This window comes from Delftia sp. CH05 (assembly GCF_009827015.1).
Classification (GTDB): domain Bacteria; phylum Pseudomonadota; class Gammaproteobacteria; order Burkholderiales; family Burkholderiaceae_C; genus Comamonas; species Comamonas tsuruhatensis.
In genome coordinates, this window is the sequence record NZ_WUMG01000004.1 from 251,887 (window position 1) to 270,572 (window position 18,686).

Annotated in this window: 14 protein-coding genes; 11 read left to right on the forward strand and 3 right to left on the reverse strand. The window is 65.0% G+C overall.

The window, feature by feature from the left end:
* Positions 1-91 precede the first annotated feature (91 nt).
* From ftsH to glmM, 3 genes are all read left to right on the forward strand, one after another.
* On the forward strand, positions 92-2,014 hold the full coding sequence (gene ftsH, locus GRX31_RS06185) for an ATP-dependent zinc metalloprotease FtsH (protein WP_016447469.1): 1,923 nt from the start codon (positions 92-94) through the stop codon (positions 2,012-2,014).
* Positions 2,015-2,153: 139 nt separating this feature from the next.
* A complete protein-coding gene (gene folP, locus GRX31_RS06190) occupies positions 2,154-2,990 on the forward strand; it encodes a dihydropteroate synthase (protein ID WP_160851906.1) in 837 nt (278 codons plus the stop codon).
* A 16-nt stretch (positions 2,991-3,006) separates the two neighbouring features.
* On the forward strand, positions 3,007-4,350 hold the full coding sequence (glmM, locus tag GRX31_RS06195) for a phosphoglucosamine mutase (protein WP_016447467.1): 1,344 nt from the start codon (positions 3,007-3,009) through the stop codon (positions 4,348-4,350).
* Positions 4,351-4,436: 86 nt separating this feature from the next.
* On the opposite strand, the gene GRX31_RS06200 is transcribed toward glmM, so the two are convergent.
* Both GRX31_RS06200 and GRX31_RS06205 read right to left on the reverse strand, forming a co-directional pair.
* Complete coding sequence (locus GRX31_RS06200; protein WP_016447466.1) at positions 4,437-6,290, reverse strand: EAL domain-containing protein; 1,854 nt, start codon at positions 6,288-6,290, stop codon at positions 4,437-4,439.
* A gap of 109 nt (positions 6,291-6,399) precedes the next feature.
* Positions 6,400-7,371, reverse strand: a complete 972-nt coding sequence (locus GRX31_RS06205; protein ID WP_016447465.1) for a Ppx/GppA family phosphatase — start codon at positions 7,369-7,371, stop codon at positions 6,400-6,402.
* Between the two features lie 209 nt (positions 7,372-7,580).
* On the opposite strand from GRX31_RS06205, the gene ppk1 reads away from it, so the two are divergent.
* Entirely contained in the window at positions 7,581-10,025 is a 2,445-nt protein-coding gene (ppk1, locus tag GRX31_RS06210; protein ID WP_047473911.1) for a polyphosphate kinase 1, read from the forward strand.
* A gap of 117 nt (positions 10,026-10,142) precedes the next feature.
* On the opposite strand, the gene GRX31_RS06215 is transcribed toward ppk1, so the two are convergent.
* Positions 10,143-11,627, reverse strand: coding sequence for a Ppx/GppA phosphatase family protein (locus GRX31_RS06215; protein ID WP_046238476.1), 1,485 nt, complete (start codon positions 11,625-11,627; stop codon positions 10,143-10,145).
* Positions 11,628-11,875: 248 nt separating this feature from the next.
* Here GRX31_RS06215 and pstS point away from each other — a divergent pair, with 248 nt between their 5' ends.
* The 7 genes from pstS to phoR all read left to right on the forward strand — a co-directional run bounded on the left by pstS (position 11,876) and on the right by phoR (position 18,675).
* Positions 11,876-12,916 carry a phosphate ABC transporter substrate-binding protein PstS gene (gene pstS / locus GRX31_RS06220; RefSeq protein ID WP_016447462.1) on the forward strand — a complete coding sequence of 347 codons (1,041 nt, stop codon included), beginning with the start codon at positions 11,876-11,878 and terminating at the stop codon, positions 12,914-12,916.
* A 172-nt stretch (positions 12,917-13,088) separates the two neighbouring features.
* Positions 13,089-14,027, forward strand: a complete 939-nt coding sequence (gene pstC / locus GRX31_RS06225) for a phosphate ABC transporter permease subunit PstC (RefSeq protein WP_016447461.1) — start codon at positions 13,089-13,091, stop codon at positions 14,025-14,027.
* 17 nt (positions 14,028-14,044) lie between these two features.
* Positions 14,045-14,908, forward strand: coding sequence for a phosphate ABC transporter permease PstA (pstA, locus tag GRX31_RS06230; RefSeq protein ID WP_046984528.1), 864 nt, complete (start codon positions 14,045-14,047; stop codon positions 14,906-14,908).
* A 38-nt stretch (positions 14,909-14,946) separates the two neighbouring features.
* Positions 14,947-15,729, forward strand: a complete 783-nt coding sequence (pstB, locus tag GRX31_RS06235) for a phosphate ABC transporter ATP-binding protein PstB (protein ID WP_016447459.1) — start codon at positions 14,947-14,949, stop codon at positions 15,727-15,729.
* A 13-nt stretch (positions 15,730-15,742) separates the two neighbouring features.
* A complete protein-coding gene (gene phoU, locus GRX31_RS06240; RefSeq protein WP_016447458.1) occupies positions 15,743-16,444 on the forward strand; it encodes a phosphate signaling complex protein PhoU in 702 nt (233 codons plus the stop codon).
* Between the two features lie 20 nt (positions 16,445-16,464).
* Complete coding sequence (gene phoB / locus GRX31_RS06245; protein ID WP_016447457.1) at positions 16,465-17,160, forward strand: phosphate regulon transcriptional regulator PhoB; 696 nt, start codon at positions 16,465-16,467, stop codon at positions 17,158-17,160.
* A 120-nt stretch (positions 17,161-17,280) separates the two neighbouring features.
* On the forward strand, positions 17,281-18,675 hold the full coding sequence (gene phoR / locus GRX31_RS06250; RefSeq protein WP_016447456.1) for a phosphate regulon sensor histidine kinase PhoR: 1,395 nt from the start codon (positions 17,281-17,283) through the stop codon (positions 18,673-18,675).
* Positions 18,676-18,686 lie beyond the last annotated feature (11 nt).

Genomic DNA, 18,686 nt, shown 5'->3' on the forward strand with positions numbered 1-18,686 from the left:
ACCAGCCAGCTTGAAACACCTAAAATGGACCGCAAATACGCTTCGAGCACGCTGGAAGTCGTTTTATCTGTATCCCCCATTGGAGCCCCGCTTGAACAATCAGTGGTTTTCAAAAATTGCCGTCTGGCTGGTCATCGCCATGGTGCTGTTTACGGTGTTCAAGCAATTTGACACCCGTGGCGGCGCTGGCGCGTCCCATGTCGGTTACTCCGAGTTCCTGGAAGAGGTGCGAAGCAATCGCATCAAGAGCGCCACCATCCAGGAAAGCCCCGGCGGCACCGAGATCGTGGCCACGACCAACGATGACCGCAAGGTGCGCACCACCGCCACCTACCTGGATCGCGGGCTCGTGGGTGACCTGATCAACAACAACGTCAAGTTCGACGTCAAGCCCCGCGAAGAAGGCTCGGTCCTCATGACCCTGCTCGTCAGCTGGGGACCCATGCTGCTGTTGATCGGCGTGTGGGTGTACTTCATGCGCCAGATGCAGGGCGGCGGCAAGGGCGGTGCCTTCAGCTTCGGCAAGAGCAAGGCGCGCATGCTGGACGAGAACAACAACACCGTGACCTTTGCCGACGTCGCAGGCTGCGACGAAGCCAAGGAAGAGGTCAAGGAAGTCGTGGACTTCCTGAAGGACCCCAACAAGTTCCAGAAGCTCGGCGGCCGCATTCCGCGTGGTCTGCTGCTGGTCGGGCCTCCGGGTACCGGCAAGACGCTGCTGGCCAAGTCCATCGCTGGTGAAGCCAAGGTCCCGTTCTTCAGCATCTCGGGCTCCGACTTCGTGGAAATGTTCGTCGGTGTGGGCGCGGCCCGCGTGCGCGACATGTTCGAGAACGCCAAGAAGAATGCACCCTGCATCATCTTCATCGATGAAATCGATGCCGTGGGCCGCCAGCGTGGCGCAGGCCTGGGTGGTGGTAACGATGAGCGTGAGCAGACTCTGAACCAGATGCTGGTCGAGATGGACGGTTTTGAGACCAACCTCGGCGTGATCGTCGTGGCTGCAACCAACCGTCCCGACATCCTGGATGCGGCGCTGCTGCGCCCCGGCCGTTTCGACCGCCAGGTGTATGTGACGCTGCCCGATATCCGCGGCCGCGAGCAGATCCTCAATGTGCACATGCGCAAAATCCCTGTCGGCCAGGACGTGAATCCGGGCGTGATCGCGCGCGGCACGCCTGGCATGTCGGGCGCCGATCTGGCCAACCTCTGCAACGAAGCAGCCCTGATGGCCGCGCGCCGCAATGCGCGCACCGTCGAGATGCAGGATTTCGAGAAGGCCAAGGACAAGATCATCATGGGCCCCGAGCGCAAGAGCATGGTCATGCCCGAGGAAGAGCGCCGCAACACGGCCTACCACGAGGCAGGCCACGCACTGATCGGCAAGCTGCTGCCCAAGTGCGATCCCGTGCACAAGGTCACCATCATCCCGCGCGGCCGTGCGCTGGGCGTGACCATGAGCCTGCCCGAGAAGGACCGCTACTCCTACGACAAGGAGTTCATGCTCAACCAGATCGCCATGCTGTTCGGTGGACGCATTGCCGAAGAAGTGTTCATGAACCAGATGACCACGGGCGCGAGCAACGACTTCGAGCGGGCCACGCAGATCGCACGCGACATGGTCACCCGCTACGGCATGACCGACGCGCTGGGTCCCATGGTCTATGCGGAGCAGGAAGGCGAGCCTTTCCTGGGCCGCTCGATGAGCAAGACCAACAGCATGAGCGAGCAGACGATGCAGAAGGTGGACCAGGAGGTTCGCCGCATCATCGACGAGCAGTACGGACTGGCGCGCAAGCTGATCGAGGACAACTCCGACAAGATGCATGCCATGGCCAAGGCCATGCTCGACTGGGAAACCATCGACGCCGAGCAGCTCGATGACATCATGGCCGGCCGTGAGCCGCGTCCTCCCAAGGACTGGGTGCCGCGCAACCCGCCGTCGTCCGACGGTGGCAACTCGTCCGGCGGCACGCCGGCAGTGGATGCCGACCCTGCGCCCACCACGGCCTGAGCTGCTTGCCGCAGAATTGGTCAATCCCATGCAAAGGGCCCTGAGGGGCCCTTTTGCTTTGCTTGCAGGATGTGCTCAATCGCCCGCAACGGCCGGGCGATGAACCTGGTCCGGCAGGCGCCTACCTTCAGGAAACCCCATGCCGCATCAATGGCAGACTTCGCGCTTTGTTCTAGACCTTCAGCGTCCACTGGTCATGGGCATCGTTAATGTGACGCCCGACTCGTTTTCCGACGGCGGGCGGCACAACACGGTGGAGCAGGCCTTGCGGCATGCAGAGCAACTGGTCAGTGAGGGCGCGCACATCCTCGATATTGGCGGCGAGTCCACCAGGCCCGGCTCACCAACTGTTCCGCTGGATGAGGAGTTGCGGCGCGTGCTGCCCGTTGTGCAGGGTGCGGTACAACTGGGCGTGCCTGTCTCCGTCGATACCTACAAGCCCGAGGTCATGCAGGCTGTGCTCGATCTGGGGGCCGACATCGTCAACGACATCTGGGCGCTGCGCCAGCCGGGCGCGCAGCAGGTGGTGGCCGCGCACCCGAGCTGCGGCATCTGTCTCATGCACATGCATGGCACGCCGCAGGACATGCAGACCACGCCCATGCAAGGCGATGCCGTGCCCGCCGTGCGCGATTTCCTGCAGTTGCACAGCGATGCCCTGCTGGCCCGGGGCGTGGCGCGGGAGCGCATCGTCTGGGACTATGGCATCGGCTTCGGCAAAAGCGTGGCACAGAATTTTTCCCTGCTTGCACGCCAGCATGAATTGCTGGGCCTAGACTTCCCGCTGCTGGCCGGCTGGTCGCGCAAGGGCTCGCTCGGGCAGGTCAGTGGCCGTCCACAGGGCCAGCGCATGGTGCCCAGCGTGGCGGCGGCACTGCTGGCGGTGGAGCGTGGCGCGCGCGTGGTGCGCGTGCACGACGTGGCCGATACGGTGGCGGCATTGACGGTCTGGCAGACCATGCACGACAACGACTGAACAACAAAGGAGCACTATGGCACGCACATATTTTGGTACCGATGGAATTCGCGGCCTGGTGGGCCGTTCGCCCATCACCCCCGACTTCGCGCTGCGTCTGGCGCATGCCGTGGGCCGTGTGCTGCGGCGCAAGGAAGCCCGTCCCATGGTGCTGATCGGCAAGGACACGCGGATCTCGGGCTACATGCTGGAGAGCGCGCTGGAGTCCGGGTTCAACTCTGCCGGCGTGGACGTGATGCTGCTGGGCCCCCTGCCCACGCCGGGCGTGGCCTATCTGACGCGCGCCCAGCGCGCCAGCCTGGGCGTGGTCATCAGCGCCAGCCACAACCCTTATTACGACAACGGCATCAAGTTCTTCAGCGCACAGGGCACCAAGCTGCCCGATGCGTGGGAGGAAGAGGTCGAGCAGGCCTTGACCGAAGATCCCGTATGGGTCGATTCTGCCGCTCTGGGAAAGGCCCGGCGCCTTGAAGACGCGGCAGGGCGCTACATCGAGTTCTGCAAGAGCACCTTCGACCATGCGCTCACGCTCAAGGGTGTGAAGATCGTGGTCGATGCAGCCCATGGCGCGGCCTACCAGATCGCCCCCAAGGTCTTCCATGAACTGGGGGCCGATGTGGTGGCCATTGGCTGTGCGCCCGATGGACTGAACATCAACGAAGGCGTGGGTGCCACCCATCCCGAGGCCCTGGTGCTGGCCGTGCGAGCGAACAAGGCCGACTTCGGTGTGGCGCTGGATGGTGATGCCGACCGGCTGCTGCTGGTCGATGCGGCTGGCCGGCTCTACAACGGCGACGAACTGCTGTACCTGATGGCGGCCGATCGGCTGGCGCGTGGCGAGGCCGTGCCGGGTGCCGTGGGCACACTGATGACCAATATGGCCGTGGAGGTGGCGCTGAAGTCCCAGGGGGTGGGCTTTGTGCGCGCCAAGGTCGGCGACCGCTATGTGCTGGAGGAGCTGCACCGCCAGGGCTGGACACTGGGGGGCGAGGGCTCGGGCCATCTGCTGGCGCTGGACAAGCACACCACGGGCGATGGCCTGGTCAGCGCGCTGCAGGTGCTGCAGGCCTGCGTGCGTTCGGGCAAGAGCCTGTCGCAGTGGCTGTCTTCGGTCCAGCTGTTTCCCCAGGTATTGCTCAACGTGCGGCTGCAGCCGGGCCAGGACTGGAAGCGCAACACCCAGCTGGAGGAAGCCACCGAGGCCGTCAAGGCCGAATTGGGCGATACGGGGCGCGTGCTTATCCGCGCCAGCGGCACCGAGCCTTTGCTGCGCGTGATGGTGGAGGCACGCGATGGCGACCAGGCCAGCCGCTGCGCCGAGCGCCTGGCCAGCGTGGCGAAGAATTCACCCATGCCCTGAGCGGCGGGCGGCACGTTCCCGGCCATGGAAAGCCGAAGCTGCAGTCTTCGGCTTTTTCGTCTGCAGACCGTGGCGCGGTGAGCTGTTCAGCCCTGGCTGCGCAGAAAGGCCTCCAGCGCCTGGGGCGGCAGCGGGCGGCTGAAATGGTAGCCCTGGGCTTCATCGCAGCCTTGCTCGCGCAGGAACTCCAGCTGCGCCTCCGTTTCCACGCCTTCGGCCGTGGTCTGCATGCCCAGGGCCTGGGCCATGCGGATGATGGCGCTGACTATGGCGCGGTCATTGCTGTCGTGGTCCAGGTCCTGGATGAAGGACTGGTCGATCTTGAGTTTGTAGATCTGAAAGCGCTTGAGCTGGCTCAGGGATGAATAGCCGGTGCCGAAGTCATCCATGGCCAGGCGCACGCCATGCTCGCGCAGTCGGTCCATGGTGGCCGTGGCCTGGCGCGGATCATGGATGGCCACGCCCTCGGTCAGCTCCAGCTCCAGAGAATCGGCCGGCAGGTCGCTGTCGAGCAGGATGCGGTTGATGATTTCGGGCAGTTGCTGCTGGTGGAACTGGATGGCCGACAGGTTAACGGCCACCTTCAGGTCCCGCAGCCCCGCATTGCGCCAGGCCTGCAGTTGCTGCATGGCGCTGCGCAGCACCCATTCGCCGATCTGCAGGATCTGGCCGCTGTCCTCGGCGACGGGGATGAACTCCGCGGGCGAAACCGAGCCCAGCTCGGGATGCTCCCATCGCAGCAGTGCCTCCACGCTGCGCACGCGTCCGGTGCTCAGGGTGATCTGCGGCTGGTAATGCAGATACAGCTGATTGCGTTCCAGCGCCCGCCGCAAGGCGTTCTCCAGCTGCAGGGCGCGCAGGGACTGGGCCTGCATCTGCGGAGTGAAGAAGCGGTAGGTGTTGCGGCCGGCCTGCTTGGCGTGGTACATGGCCGCGTCGGCGGCCTGTGTCAGCGAGTCGATGTCGTGGCCGTCGCGCGGGTACAGCGCGATGCCCATGGACGGCGCAATGGTCAGTTCGTGGCGGTCGATCTGGTAGGCCTGGCGCGACGCCTCCTGCAGCTTGCCTGCCACGCGGGCCGCACCCTGGGCATTGGCGCCGGGCAGCAGCAGCACGAATTCGTCGCCGCCGATGCGGGCCACCGTATCGCGGTCACGCACCACGGCACGCAGGCGGCGGGCAATCTCCACCAGCAGGGCATCGCCCACGCGATGGCCCAGCGAATCATTGACATGCTTGAAATGGTCCAGGTCCAGGAACATCACGGCCAGTGGCGTGTCGTTGACCTTGGCCAGCTCGATGGCGCGGGCGCTGCGCTCGGCCAGCAGCGTGCGATTGGGCAGGCCGGTGAGCGCGTCGTAGTGCGCCATCCAGTAGATGCGTTCCTGGTCCAGCTTGCGGTCGGCGATCTCGCGGTGCAGGTTCTCCACCGTGGCGCTGAGTTCGCGTGTACGGTCGCGCACCTGCTGCTCCAGCAGTTCGTGGGCCTGGCTCAGGGCCTGCTGGGCGCGCAGACGGTCGTCGATGTCGCTGACGATCCAGATGGAGCCTTCGCGTGCATCGCCCGGATTGATGAGCCGGCCCGTCAGTTCACCCCAGAACAGGCTGCCATCCTTGCGGCGCAGGCGGCGCTGCGTGCGAAAGGACAGGCCCGCGCTCAGCGTGCGATAGGCCTCGCGCCCCAGGCTGCGCAGCTCGTCGCGGCTGGGGTGCAGGTGCTCGCTGTTGATGCCGACCAGCGCATGCTCGCCCGCGTAGCCGAAGATGTCGGCATAGCACTGGTTGCATCGGACGATGACGCGCTGGCGGATGAAGACGATGCCCACGCCGGCATTGTCGAGCAGTGCCTGCTGCTCGCGCAGGCTGCGCTGCAGCGACGCCGCCATCATCGAAGACGGACGTTCGAGTACAGGGTCGTACGCAATCGTCGGCGCGGACATGGCGAAGCGGTAGGGCGGTGGTAAAGGGATGAGGGGGAACTTACAAAGTGTAGCACTTGCGCGCAAAACAGCATTTTGTCGTTCCCTGGCGAGGGCAGGGCCTTGGTTTTCAGGTGCCGGTGGACTGTCGTTGCCGGCCCTTGGCCTGCGCATCGAGCTTGTGGGCCAATTCATAGAGCACGCCATGGCGCAGGGCGCCGTGCGTGACGCGCATGCGCTCGATGCCCAGGCTGGAGAAGATGCCCCGCATCACGCTCATGCCGCCGCCGATCATGGGGCGCAACTCTTCCTTGAGTCCGTCCATGTTCACACGGTCGACATGGCCTGCGCGCAGCAACTGCGCATGCAGCCAGTCCAGTCCCTGCCGCGTGATCCAGCCGGCCGTGCCCCCGGGCGCATGGGCCAGGACCTTGACAATGGCACCGGCCGTGCCCGAGGAGCCATAGGCATGGCTCCATTGCCCGGCAGCAAAAAGTCCTGCTTCGGGCGCAATGATGTCGGCCACGGCTGCTTCGGCCTGGGACAGGGCCTGGGCCGACAGCTCGCCATCGGGGAAGTGGCGCAAGGCCCAGGTCACGCTGCCGAAGGCGAAGGAGCGTGCCTGCAGTACTTGCCGCTGCTGACCCAGGCACAGCTCGGTCGAGCGGCCGCCGATGTCCACCACCAGCCTCCGCTGGGCGCCGGGCGGCAGCAACTGGGCGACGCCGCGATAGATCAGGCGTGCTTCCTCCTCGCCGTCAATGACCTCGATGGGGCAGCCCAGGATGCGCTGGCCTTCGTCCAGGAAGATCTGGCGATTCGATGCCTCTCTCAGCGTCTGCGTGGCCACTGCACGTACGCGGTGGCGGGGCAAATCACCCAGCACCTGCGCATAGCGCTCCAGGCAAGCCCAGCCGCGCTGCATGGCCTCCAGGCTCAACGCGCCCTGGGCGTCGAGGGCGCTGCCCAGGCGTATGGCTTCCTTGCGATGGCTGAGCAGCTGTACCTTTGCGCCGTCGCTGCGGGCCATGGCCAGCAGGCAGCTGTTGGAGCCAATGTCGATGGCGGCCAGGCGGCTTTCGGGGGGATTGGAAGAGGACATGCGCGAAAGGCGGACGACGGCACGGCTGCGGCAGGTTTGCAGCAGCCAACGGCATCCAGGGGAAGGCAGCTAGCTTAGCACCCCGGCGATGTCGCGTCGCTCTCGTGCCGGTGTGACTGGGTCATGACCTTTGCGTGACGGTTTCTGCGCCGTTGCTTGCGCCTGGCTTGGTTTGTATGACAGATGTCATGAACAGAGGAATGCATGTCATGAACATGTCACAAATCCGGGGCAGACTGCCCGAATCCCCGGCTAGCGGGGTGACTACCGGGTCCTGCCCAGGCCGGGCCCCTGCATCCATGCCCCAGACATTCACGCCGATTCCCGGTGGCGCCTCTGCCGCACCTGCCGAACCAGAACATGAACAGGGAGCGCGTGCCGTGCCCGCAGGGCCGGCTTCGCTGGGCATGGCCCGCCAGACAGCTCCCATACCCGTCTCTGCACCCCTGAATGTCCCGATGATGCCTCTGGCGAAAAGCCTCTCCACCGCCTTGTCGGAGCTGCAGGGCCAGGCCATTGCGGCTTCTGCCTCTGCTTCTTCTGCAAGGCTTCCCGCCCCCGAATACACTGGACTGCACGCCACAGCCGAAAGCGGTGAAGTGCAAGAGCAGCAGCAACAGTTTCTTGACCGTGACCATTGCATCCTGGCCTTCAATGAGCGCGTGCTGGACTGGGCCGTGCGTGAAGATGTGCCGCTGCTGGAGCGTTTGCGCTATCTGTGCATCGTCTCCTCGAATCTCGACGAATGGTTCGAGGTGCGTTGCGCCCCGCATGTGACGGCCGCCAAGGCCGGCGACGCCAAGGGCCTGTACACCCTGCAGAGCTTCCGCTCGCTGATGGACAAGGCGCATGAGCTGGTATTGCGCCAGTACACGCTGTACAACCAGTCGCTGATTCCGGCCTTTGCGGGGCAGGGCATACGCGTGGTATCCCATGGCGAGCGCAGCAGCGCCCAGCGCAAATGGGTGCGCGAGTACTTCCTGCGCGAAGTCCAGCCGCTGCTCATGCCCGTGGGCCTGGACCCATCCCATCCATTCCCCCAGGTGGCCAACAAGGCGCTGAACTTCATCGTGCGCCTCAAAGGTGTCGATGCCTTTGGCCGTGCCAACGAGGTGGCCATCGTCAAGGTGCCGCGTGTCTTGCCGCGCCTGGTGCGCCTGCCCGAGAAGATCGCGGGGAAGCAGCGCCTGTTCGTGAGCATCTCCAGCATCGTGCGTGCTCATCTCGTCGAGTTGTTCCCGGGGCGTGAGGTGGCGGAGTTTGCGCAATTCCGTGTCACGCGCCATTCGGACCTGGCAGTGGATGAGGAAGACGTCAGCGACCTGCGCACGGCCCTGCGCCAGGGTCTGCACCATCGCCACTACGGCCAGGCGGTGAGGCTGGAGGTGTCCTTTGCCTGCTCGCCCATGCTGTCCGACCTGCTGCTGGGCCAGTTCGGCCTGCCGACCGAGGCACTGTTCCGCGTCAAGGGGCCCGTGAACCTGGTGCGCCAGTCGCAGCTGGTGGATCTGGTCGATGACCCCGCGCTGCTGTTTCCGCCTTGGCGCCCGGCATGGCCGCGCCAGCTGCAGCCGGGCCGCTCGGTGATGGCCCAGATCCGCAAGCGTGATGTGCTGATCCACCAGCCCTTCGAGAGCTTCGACGGCGTGCTGGAGCTGCTGCGCGAAGCCGTCAATGACCCTGAGGTGCTGGCCATCAAGCAGACCATCTACCGCACGGGGTCGGACTCCGAGATCATGCAGCTGCTGGCCGAGGCGGTTCGCCGTGGCAAGGAAGTGCTGGCCGTGCTGGAACTCAAGGCCCGCTTTGACGAAGAGGCCAACATCAACTCCGCCGAAAAGCTGGAGGCCTTGGGCGCCCAGGTGGTCTACGGCGTGCTGGGCCTGAAGACGCACGCCAAGATGCTGCTGATTACCCGGCGCGAAAAGCGCAGCGGTCAGCTCAAGCGCTATGGGCACCTGTCCACCGGCAATTACAACGTGCGCACGGCGCGCCTGTACACGGACATCAGCCAACTGACCTGCGATGCACAGATCACGGCCGATATGGATGCCGTATTCAGCCACCTGTCCAGCCACAACCGCTTGCCCAAGCTGCACCAGCTTGTGATTGCACCGTTCCAGCTGCACGATCGCATGCTGGCGCTGATTGCCCAGGTGGGCGAGGCCGCACAGCGCGGCGAAGAGGCGCGGATTGTGCTGAAGATGAATGCGCTGACTGACGAGTTGCTCATGCAGGCCCTGGTGCGTGCCGGTCAGCAGGGCGCACGCATCGATCTCATCGTGCGCAGCGCCTGCATGCTGCCGCCGCAGCGCAAGGGCTGGACGGACAACATCCGCGTGCGCTCCATCATCGGCCGCTTCCTGGAGCATTCGCGCGTCTTCTACTTTGCCTGGGGCAATCAGCAGGAACTGCTGCTGTCCAGTGCGGACTGGATGAACCGCAACATGATGCGCCGGGTGGAGCTGGCCTGGCCTGTGCGCGATCCGGCGTTGCGCCAGCAGGTGATAGACGAATGTCTTGTCGCCAGCCTGCATGACAACCGCGACGCCTGGACGCTGGAAGCCAATGGCGCCTACCAGCGCGCACCCTATCCGACCACGGGCCTGGGTGCGCAGAACGCCTTGATGGAGCGTTACGGCCCTCGGGCCTGAGCCGCATATCCTGTCAGGGCGCCGCGTGCCTGCCCTGTGCAATCGAAAAGCCCCGCCAACGCATTGCGCTGGCAGGGCTTTTTGCTTGTCGCTGCGGCAGCCGGAGACGTTCGGCGTTCAGTGCAGATGCAACTGCAGCGTCCAGGGCGTCTTCTGCCAGGCCACGGCTTCGGTGCGCAGCAACTGGGCGGACTGGGGGTAGCTCCTGGTCCAGCCTTCCGGCACGGTCAGGTGAAAGACGCTGTCCGAGCGGTGCAGGCGCATGCCCTGCAGATCGGGATCGCGCCGGGCGTGGCACAGCTGCACGGCCAGGCGCAGCGCCAGCAATGGCCAGGCCACGGCCCGGTCCTCGATGGCAGCCTCGAGCTTGCGCAGCTTGCCCTGGTGGCCAAGCACCAGCTGGGTGATGCGTTCGCGCAGCTCCACGGGCCAGGTGGCGGCACTGCAGTGTTCGGTGATGTAGGCGCCGTGGCGGTGGTAGGCGCTCAGAGAGATGCGCATGCCGATCTCATGCAGGCTGGCAGCCGTGTCCAGTGCGTGCGTGGCCAGTGCATCGGGCGGCTGCTGCGCCTGCAGCGACTGCCAGGCCCAGCGTGCCACCTTGCGAACACGCAGTGCGTGGGATGCGTCAATGCCGAAGTCCTGTTGCAGCGCCGCGATCTCGGCGGCTTCGCGATCGGCAGGCGGCTCGTGTTCCAGCAGATCGTGCAGCACGCCCTGGCGCAGCGCGCCCTGTGCAACCTCCAGTTCGTCGATGCCCAGCAGGCCCAGGGCGGCCATCAGAATGCTCAGGCCGCCGGCGATGACGGCTCGCCGGTCTTCCTTGAGTCCAGCCAGGCGGATGCGGTCCACGTGGCCGGCGTCCATCAGCTGCTCATGCAGCCAGCGCAGGCTGTCGGGCGTGATCAGCCGCCCGGAGTAGCCGTTGGCCGCCAGGATGTCTCCCACGGCGTTGGCCGTGCCTGACGATGCATAGGCGCAGTCCCATGCGGTGGCTGGATAGGCCGATACGGTCTGGGTGAGTGCCGCCTGCGCCGCCTTGATGGCGGCCGAGAAGTGCGCGCGCGACAGCGTGCCCTCGCCAAAGAACTGCGTGCTCCAGGCCACGCTGCCTATGGGGTAGGAGGCCACCTGGCGCGCTTCGCCATGCTGGCCGATGATGACTTCGGTAGAGCGCCCGCCAATGTCCACCACCAGACGCCGTTGAGACGATGGCGGCAGCAGGCTGGAGACGCCGCGATAGATCAGCCGGGCCTCTTCCTCGCCCGAGATGACTTCGATGGGAAAGCCCAGCAGGGTGCTGCCTCGCGCGATGAAGACATCGCGGTTGCGGGCCTCGCGCAGGGTCTGTGTGGCCACGGCGCGGACCTGGTCGGCCGCAAAGCCGGCCAGCCGTTCACCAAAGCGTGCCAGGCAGTCCCAGCCGCGTTGCATGGCTTCGTCAGTCAGTTCATGGCGCTCGTTGAGCCCATTGCCCTGGCGCACGGTTTCCTTGAGGTATTCCACGCGCTCTATGCGCTGGTGGCTGCCGACGCGGCCTATTTCGAGGCGAAAGCTGTTGGACCCGAGGTCAACGGCAGCGAGCAGGGATTCTGGTGCCATGAAAGAAACGCCAATCAAGATTCGTCGAGCACGATTGCACAGCGATGTCCGAGGGGGGCAGGGCTGCACCTGTCTGGTGCCTGCTCGTGCGACACACAAGACTAAGACGGAATTGTGACATCGCGATGACCGGGTTCTTACATGGGAAGTCCTGCTGTTTGTGACGCCTTTTTTCCATGTCACATCAATGTCACAAAGCCTTCTTACAGTCCAGCCATCGCATCTTTCAACCCCTAAGAGGTCTGTACATGAAGTTGTCTGTGATTCACATTCTGGTGGCTGGTGCTCTGTCTGCGGGCGGCGTGGGCCAGGCCCTGGCTCAGCAGGAAGCCACCGGCGCAGGCGCCAGCTTCCCGGCTCCGCTGTACTCCAAGTGGGCTGCGGACTACAACAAGGCCACCGGCGTGAAGATCAACTACCAGTCCGTGGGCTCCAGCGCCGGCATCAAGCAGATCGAAGCCAAGACCGTGGACTTCGGCGCCTCCGACGAGCCGCTCAAGGATGAAGAACTGGCCAAGAAGGGTCTGGTGCAATTTCCCACCGTGATCGGCGGCATCGTGCCCGTGGTCAACATCAAGGGCATCCAGCCCGGCCAGCTCAAGCTGACCGGCCAGGTGCTGGGCGACATCTACCTGGGCAAGATCAGCAAGTGGAATGACGAGGCCATCAAGGCCCTGAACCCGGGCGTGAACCTGCCTGACGCCACCATCGCTCCCGTGCGCCGCGCTGACGGCTCGGGCACCACCTTCGGCTTCACCAACTACCTGTCCAAGGTCAATGCCGAGTGGAAGGAAAAGGTTGGCGAAGGCAAGGCCGTGAACTGGCCCACGGGCGCAGGCGGCAAGGGCAACGAAGGCGTGGCCGCCTTCGTGGGTCGCCTGCCCAACTCCATCGGCTACGTCGAGTACGCCTACGTCAAGCAAAACAAGCTGACCTACACCCAGCTGCAGACCGCAGGCGGCACCTTCGTGTCCCCTGATGACGCCACCTTCAAGGCCGCTGCTGCCGGTGCCGACTGGGCCAAGAGCTTCTACCAGATCCTGACCAACCAGCCTGGCAAGGAGGCATGGCCCATCACCTCGGCCACCTTCATCATCATGCACAAGGCCCAGGACAAGCCTGCACAGGCCGCTGCCTCGCTGAAGTTCTTCGAGTGGGCCTACAAGTCCGGCGACAAGACCGCCACCGACCTGGACTACGTGCCCATGCCTGACGCCGTCAAGAACGTGATCTTCCAATCCTGGGGCCAGATCAAGGACACCTCCGGCACTGCCATTTCCCTGAAGTAAACCCTGAAAAGGGGGCCATGGCGCACCGCCGGCAGGTGCATCATGGCTCCCCTGATCCCTTCACAAACCGCGAATAAAGGCGCCTCACGTGTCCACAACGTCGCCCTCGAACTCGCTGGCCGCCTCTGCACAGGCTTCCCAGCGACGCACACCTTCTCCGCTACGCCCCCCGATGCTGTCGGGGCGCGTGGCGGATCGCTTGTTTGGCGCTCTCGCGCGTCTGGCCGCGCTGCTGACGCTGGGCCTGCTGCTGGCCATCCTGGCCTCGCTGCTGGTCGGTGCCTGGCCCGCCATCTATGAATACGGCCTGAGTTTCCTCGGCCGCAGTGTCTGGGACCCCGTTCGCAACGAATTCGGCGGCCTGGTCATGATCTACGGCACGCTGGCCACCTCGGCCATCGCTTTGCTGATTGCGGTGCCCGTGAGCTTCGGCATCGCGCTGTTCCTCACCGAGCTGTCGCCGGCCTGGCTCAAGCGCCCGCTGGGCACGGCCGTGGAGCTGCTGGCCGCCGTGCCTTCCATCGTCTACGGCATGTGGGGCCTGATGGTGTTCGGCCCCGTGCTGTCCACCTACGTGCAGCAGCCCCTGCAAAAGCTGTTCCAGGGCGTTCCCTATCTGGAGGCCTTCGTGTCCGGCCCGCCGGTGGGCATCGGCATCCTGTCGGCCGGCATCATCCTGGCCATCATGATCATTCCCTTCATCGCCTCCGTGATGCGCGATGTGTTCGAGGTCACTCCGGCCCTGCTCAAGGAGTCCGCCTATGGCCTGGGTTCCACGACCTGGGAAGTGGTCTGGAAGGTGGTTCTGCCCTACACCAAGACCGGCGTGCTCGGCGGCGTGATGCTGGGCCTGGGCCGTGCATTGGGCGAGACCATGGCCGTGACCTTCGTGATCGGCAACATGAACCAGCTCAACTCGCTGTCGGTCTTCGAGGCTGCCAACAGCATCACCTCGGCCCTGGCCAACGAGTTCGCCGAAGCGGGCGAGGGCTTGCACCAGGCTTCGCTGATCTATCTGGGTCTGGTGCTGTTCTTCATCACCTTCGTGGTGCTGGCTTGCTCCAAGGTCCTGCTCAACCGCCTGCAAAAGAATGAAGGAGCACGCTCGTGAGCAGCACCTCCACCAAGATGATCAATGCCGCCGAGCTGTCGCGCGTGCGCCAGGCCAAGTATGCCCAGCGCAAGCGTGTGAACCAGGTGGCGCTGACCCTGTCCCTGGCTGCCATGACCTTCGGCGTGTTCTGGCTGATCTGGATTCTGTGGGAGACCATCACCCTGGGCATCGGCGGCCTGAGCCTGGCACTGTTCAGCGAGATGACGCCTCCGCCCAATGAGGCCGGCGGCATTGCCAACGCCATCTTCGGCTCGCTGATCATGGTGGCCCTGGCCACGTTCGTGGGCACGCCCATCGGCGTGATGGCCGGTGTCTACCTGGCTGAATACGATGCGCGTGGCTGGCTGGCCAATACCACACGCTTCGTCAACGACATCCTGCTGTCGGCGCCGTCCATCGTGATCGGCCTGTTCGTCTACACCGTGGTCGTGGCGCGCTTCAAGAGCTTTTCCGGCTATGCGGGCGTGGTGGCGCTGGCGCTGATCGTGATTCCCGTGGTCATCCGCACCACCGAGAACATGCTGGTGCTGGTGCCTGCCAGCCTGCGCGAAGCCGCCTACGCGCTGGGCACGCCCAAGTGGAAGGTCATCATCATGGTGACGCTGCGTGCAGCGCGCGCCGGCGTGATCACCGGCGTGCTGCTGGCCGTGGCCCGCATTGCCGGCGAGACCGCCCCGCTGCTGTTCACGGCGCTGAACAACCAGTTCTGGAATGCCGACCTGTCCAAGCCCATGGCCAGCCTGCCGGTGACCATCTTCAAGTTCGCGATGAGCCCTTACGAGAATTGGCAGCAACTGGCCTGGGCCGGTGTGTTCCTGATCACCGTGGCGGTGCTCGGTCTCAATATCCTGGCGCGTTTCCTGACACGCCAGAAGTAATGCAGCAACAAGCAATCAACCAGGACAAGGATTCCGCAATGACTGCGACCTCTTCCAGCGCGCTGACCTCTTCCAAGCTGACGGTGCGCGACCTGAACTTCTACTACGGCAAGTTCCACGCCTTGAAGGGCATCAACCTGGACATTCCCGAAAAGAAGGTCACGGCTTTCATCGGCCCGTCGGGCTGCGGCAAGTCCACGCTGCTGCGCACCTTCAACCGCATGTTCGAGCTGTATCCCGAGCAGCGCGCCGAAGGCCAGATCTTGCTGGACGGCGAGAACCTGCTGACCAGCAAGCAGGACGTGGCGCTGATCCGTGCCAAGGTCGGCATGGTGTTCCAGAAGCCCACGCCGTTTCCCATGTCCATCTACGACAACATCGCCTTCGGCGTGAAGCTGTTTGAAAACCTCAGCTCCTCCGACATGGACGACCGTGTGGAATGGGCACTGCGCAAGGCGGCCCTGTGGGGCGAGGTCAAGGACAAGCTGCAGCAAAGTGGCTCGGGCCTGTCCGGCGGCCAGCAGCAGCGCCTGTGCATTGCACGCGGCATTGCCATCAAGCCCGAAGTGCTGCTGCTCGACGAGCCCTGCTCGGCCCTGGACCCGATCTCCACGGCCAAGATCGAGGAGCTGATTGCCGAACTGAAGAACGACTACACCGTCGTCATCGTCACGCACAACATGCAGCAGGCGGCCCGCTGCAGCGACTACACGGCCTACATGTACCTGGGCGACCTGGTGGAATTCGGAGACACCGAGCAGATGTTCTTCAAGCCCCAGCGCAAGGAAACGGAAGACTACATCACCGGCCGCTTCGGCTGAGCAGGAGCCATCGATGACCGAAAAACACCTTTCCAGCCAGTTCGACAGCGAACTCAACCGCGTCTCGGCGCGCGTCATGGAACTCGGCGGCCTGGTCGAGTCCCAGATCCGCCAGGCCGTCTATGCGCTGTCGCGCTTCAGCATCGAGGCCGTGGAGCAGGTCGATGCCGCAGAAAAGCGCGTCAATGCCATGGAAGTGGAGATCGACCACGAACTGTCGTCCATCATTGCCCGGCGCCAGCCCACGGCGCGCGATCTGCGCCTGCTGATCGCCTTCTCCAAGGCCACGGCCAACCTGGAGCGCATGGGCGACGAAGCGCACAAGATGGCGCGCATGGTCAAGTCCATCATCGAAAGCGGCGCCGCACGCTCCCTGCCCACGGGCGACCTGCGCACTGCGGCCGAGATGGCCTCGGGCCTGCTGCGCAAGACGCTGGACGCCTTTGCGCGCCTGGACACCAAGGCGGCCGTGGCCATCCTCAAGGAAGATGACCTGATCGACCAGGAGTTCGACGGCTTCGTGCGCAAGCTCATCACCTACATGATGGAAGACCCGCGCACCATCTCCGCCAGCCTGGACCTGCTGTTCCTGGCCAAGGCCATTGAGCGCATCGGTGACCATTCCAAGAATGTGGCCGAGCTGATCATCTATCTGGTGGAGGGCAAGGATGTCCGCCACCAGACCATGGATGCCATCGAGTCGGCAGTGCTGTAAGTGCCGGAGGCGAACAACGGATGAAGAAGATGCCCATGGTCCTTATCGTCGAGGACGAGCCCGCCATCGCGGAGCTGATCGCTGTCAACCTGCGGCACAACGGCTTCCAGCCGGTCTGGGCCGAGGACGGCGTGACCGCGCAGCGCGAGCTCGATGCCGTGCTGCCCGACGTGATCCTGCTTGACTGGATGCTGCCCGGTGCCAGCGGTCTGGCCCTGGCGCGCAAGTGGCGCGCCGACAGCCGCACCAAGGCCGTGCCCATCCTGATGCTCACGGCGCGCGGCGATGAGCCGGACAAGGTGGCGGGGCTCGATGCGGGTGCCGATGACTACATCACCAAGCCCTTCTCGACCCAGGAGCTGCTGGCGCGCATCCGTGCCGTGCTGCGGCGCCGCGCGCCCGAGCAGATCCAGGACAAGGTCAGCATCGGCGAGCTGGTGCTCGACGCCGCCGCGCACCGCGTGAGCTGGCAGGGCGACATGATCAAGGTGGGCCCCACCGAGTTCAAGCTGCTGCACTATCTGATGAAGCACCCCGAGCGTGTGCACAGCCGTGCCCAGTTGCTGGACAAGGTCTGGGGCGATCACGTCTTCATCGAGGAGCGCACGGTGGACGTCCACGTCAAGCGGCTGCGCGAGGCGCTGGGCATGGCCGGTGCATTGATCGAAACGGTGCGGGGCGCCGGCTACCGGCTCAGCGCGCAGGCGCTGGCCTGAGGCGGTCCTGCGTTCCAATGAATCCACGCATGGCCCCCGCAGGCCATGCCCGGGCGCCGCTGCCCCAGGCAGCGAATACAACGCAAAGAAGGCGCAAGTATGGGTTGGCGAGGTTTTCGCTTGTTGGCGTCCCAGATCGCGGGCGCATTGCTGGGATGGTGGCTGTGGGGCGCCATGGCGGCCTCCAGCCCTGGCATGGCGTCACAGGCCGTGGCGGCCCTGGCGGGTGCGTTGTGCGCGGGCTGGATCTGGTGGCTGGTGGACAGCTGGAACGCCATGCGCCTGCTGTCCTGGCTGCGCCAGTCGGAGCTGCGGGAGGCGCCTGAACTCAGCGGCATCTGGGGAGAAGCCAGCGTGCGCATGCGCCGCTGGCTGCGCCAGAGCGTGCAGCAGGTGCAGCAGGGCGACCAGCGGCTCAATGACATTCTTTCTGCCCTGCAGGCCAGTCCCAACGGCGTGGTCCTGCTGGATGCCGACGGCCGCATCGAATGGTGCAACCAGATCGCGGCGCGCCAGTTCGGCTTCGATGCCGAACGCGACCTGCTGCAAAGCATTGGCAACCTGGTGCGCGACCCCGAGTTCAGCGCCTATTTCGCCACCCAGGATTTCTCGCGCGATCTGGTCATGCAGGGCCGCGAAAGCACGGCCTCGCGCCCCGTCAAGCTGTCGGTGCAACTGTACGGCTATGGCGAAGGGCGCAAGCTGCTGCTGGCGCGCGATGTGACCGCGGTGGAGCAGGCCGAGGCCATGCGCCGTGACTTCGTGGCCAACGTCTCGCATGAAATCCGCACGCCGCTGACCGTGCTCGTGGGCTTTGTCGAGACGCTGCAGAACCTGCCGCTGGAGCCCGAGGAACGCAACCGCTACCTGGGCCTGATGGCCCAGCAGGCCGAGCGCATGCAGCATCTGGTGGAAGACCTGCTGGCGCTGTCGCGCCTGGAGGGCAGTCCGCTGCCCAGCAGCAACGAATGGGTGCCCGTGGCCCAGCTCATGCAGCGCTGCGAAAACGAGGCGCGCGGCCTGTCGTCCATGCTGACGCGCAAGCAATCCCTGCCGCATGCGCTGAGCTTTCCGTCGGCCGAGATGCTGGCGCAGGCCGGCGAGGTGGCTGGCGCCAGCGCCGAGCTGCAAAGCGCCTTCTCCAACCTTCTGGCCAACGCCATGCGCTACACACCGGCAGGCGGGCGCATCGACGTCACCTGGGAGACCTTGCCCGATGGATCGGCACGCTTTGCCGTGCAGGACTCCGGGCCAGGGATCGAGCCCAAGCACCTGGCGCGCCTGACGGAACGCTTTTACCGCGTGGACCGCAGCCGTTCGCGCGATACCGGCGGCACGGGCCTGGGCCTGGCCATCGTCAAGCATGTGCTGCAGCGCCATGGTGCCAAGCTGGGCATCACCAGCGCGCCGGGCCAGGGATCGGAGTTTTCGGTGACCTTTCCGGCCAGCCGGGTGCGCATTCCTGCGCCCGAGGCCCGTGACAGCAGCGACAGCCGGGGCAGCCGCGCCGCATAGCGCGCTCTGAC

Bases quoted from the DNA above. Each gene is read 5' to 3' on its own strand.
- glmM (WP_016447467.1), top strand. From the start codon at position 3,007: ATGGCACGCACATATTTTGGTACCGATGGAATTCGCGGCCTGGTGGGC.
- phoU (WP_016447458.1), top strand. From the start codon at position 15,743: ATGACCGAAAAACACCTTTCCAGCCAGTTCGACAGCGAACTCAACCGC.
- pstS (WP_016447462.1), top strand. From the start codon at position 11,876: ATGAAGTTGTCTGTGATTCACATTCTGGTGGCTGGTGCTCTGTCTGCG.
- GRX31_RS06200 (WP_016447466.1), bottom strand. From the start codon at position 6,290: ATGTCCGCGCCGACGATTGCGTACGACCCTGTACTCGAACGTCCGTCT.
- GRX31_RS06215 (WP_046238476.1), bottom strand. From the start codon at position 11,627: ATGGCACCAGAATCCCTGCTCGCTGCCGTTGACCTCGGGTCCAACAGC.
- pstA (WP_046984528.1), top strand. From the start codon at position 14,045: ATGATCAATGCCGCCGAGCTGTCGCGCGTGCGCCAGGCCAAGTATGCC.
- GRX31_RS06205 (WP_016447465.1), bottom strand. From the start codon at position 7,371: ATGTCCTCTTCCAATCCCCCCGAAAGCCGCCTGGCCGCCATCGACATT.
- folP (WP_160851906.1), top strand. From the start codon at position 2,154: ATGCCGCATCAATGGCAGACTTCGCGCTTTGTTCTAGACCTTCAGCGT.
- ppk1 (WP_047473911.1), top strand. From the start codon at position 7,581: ATGAACATGTCACAAATCCGGGGCAGACTGCCCGAATCCCCGGCTAGC.
- pstC (WP_016447461.1), top strand. From the start codon at position 13,089: ATGCTGTCGGGGCGCGTGGCGGATCGCTTGTTTGGCGCTCTCGCGCGT.
- phoB (WP_016447457.1), top strand. From the start codon at position 16,465: ATGAAGAAGATGCCCATGGTCCTTATCGTCGAGGACGAGCCCGCCATC.
- pstB (WP_016447459.1), top strand. From the start codon at position 14,947: ATGACTGCGACCTCTTCCAGCGCGCTGACCTCTTCCAAGCTGACGGTG.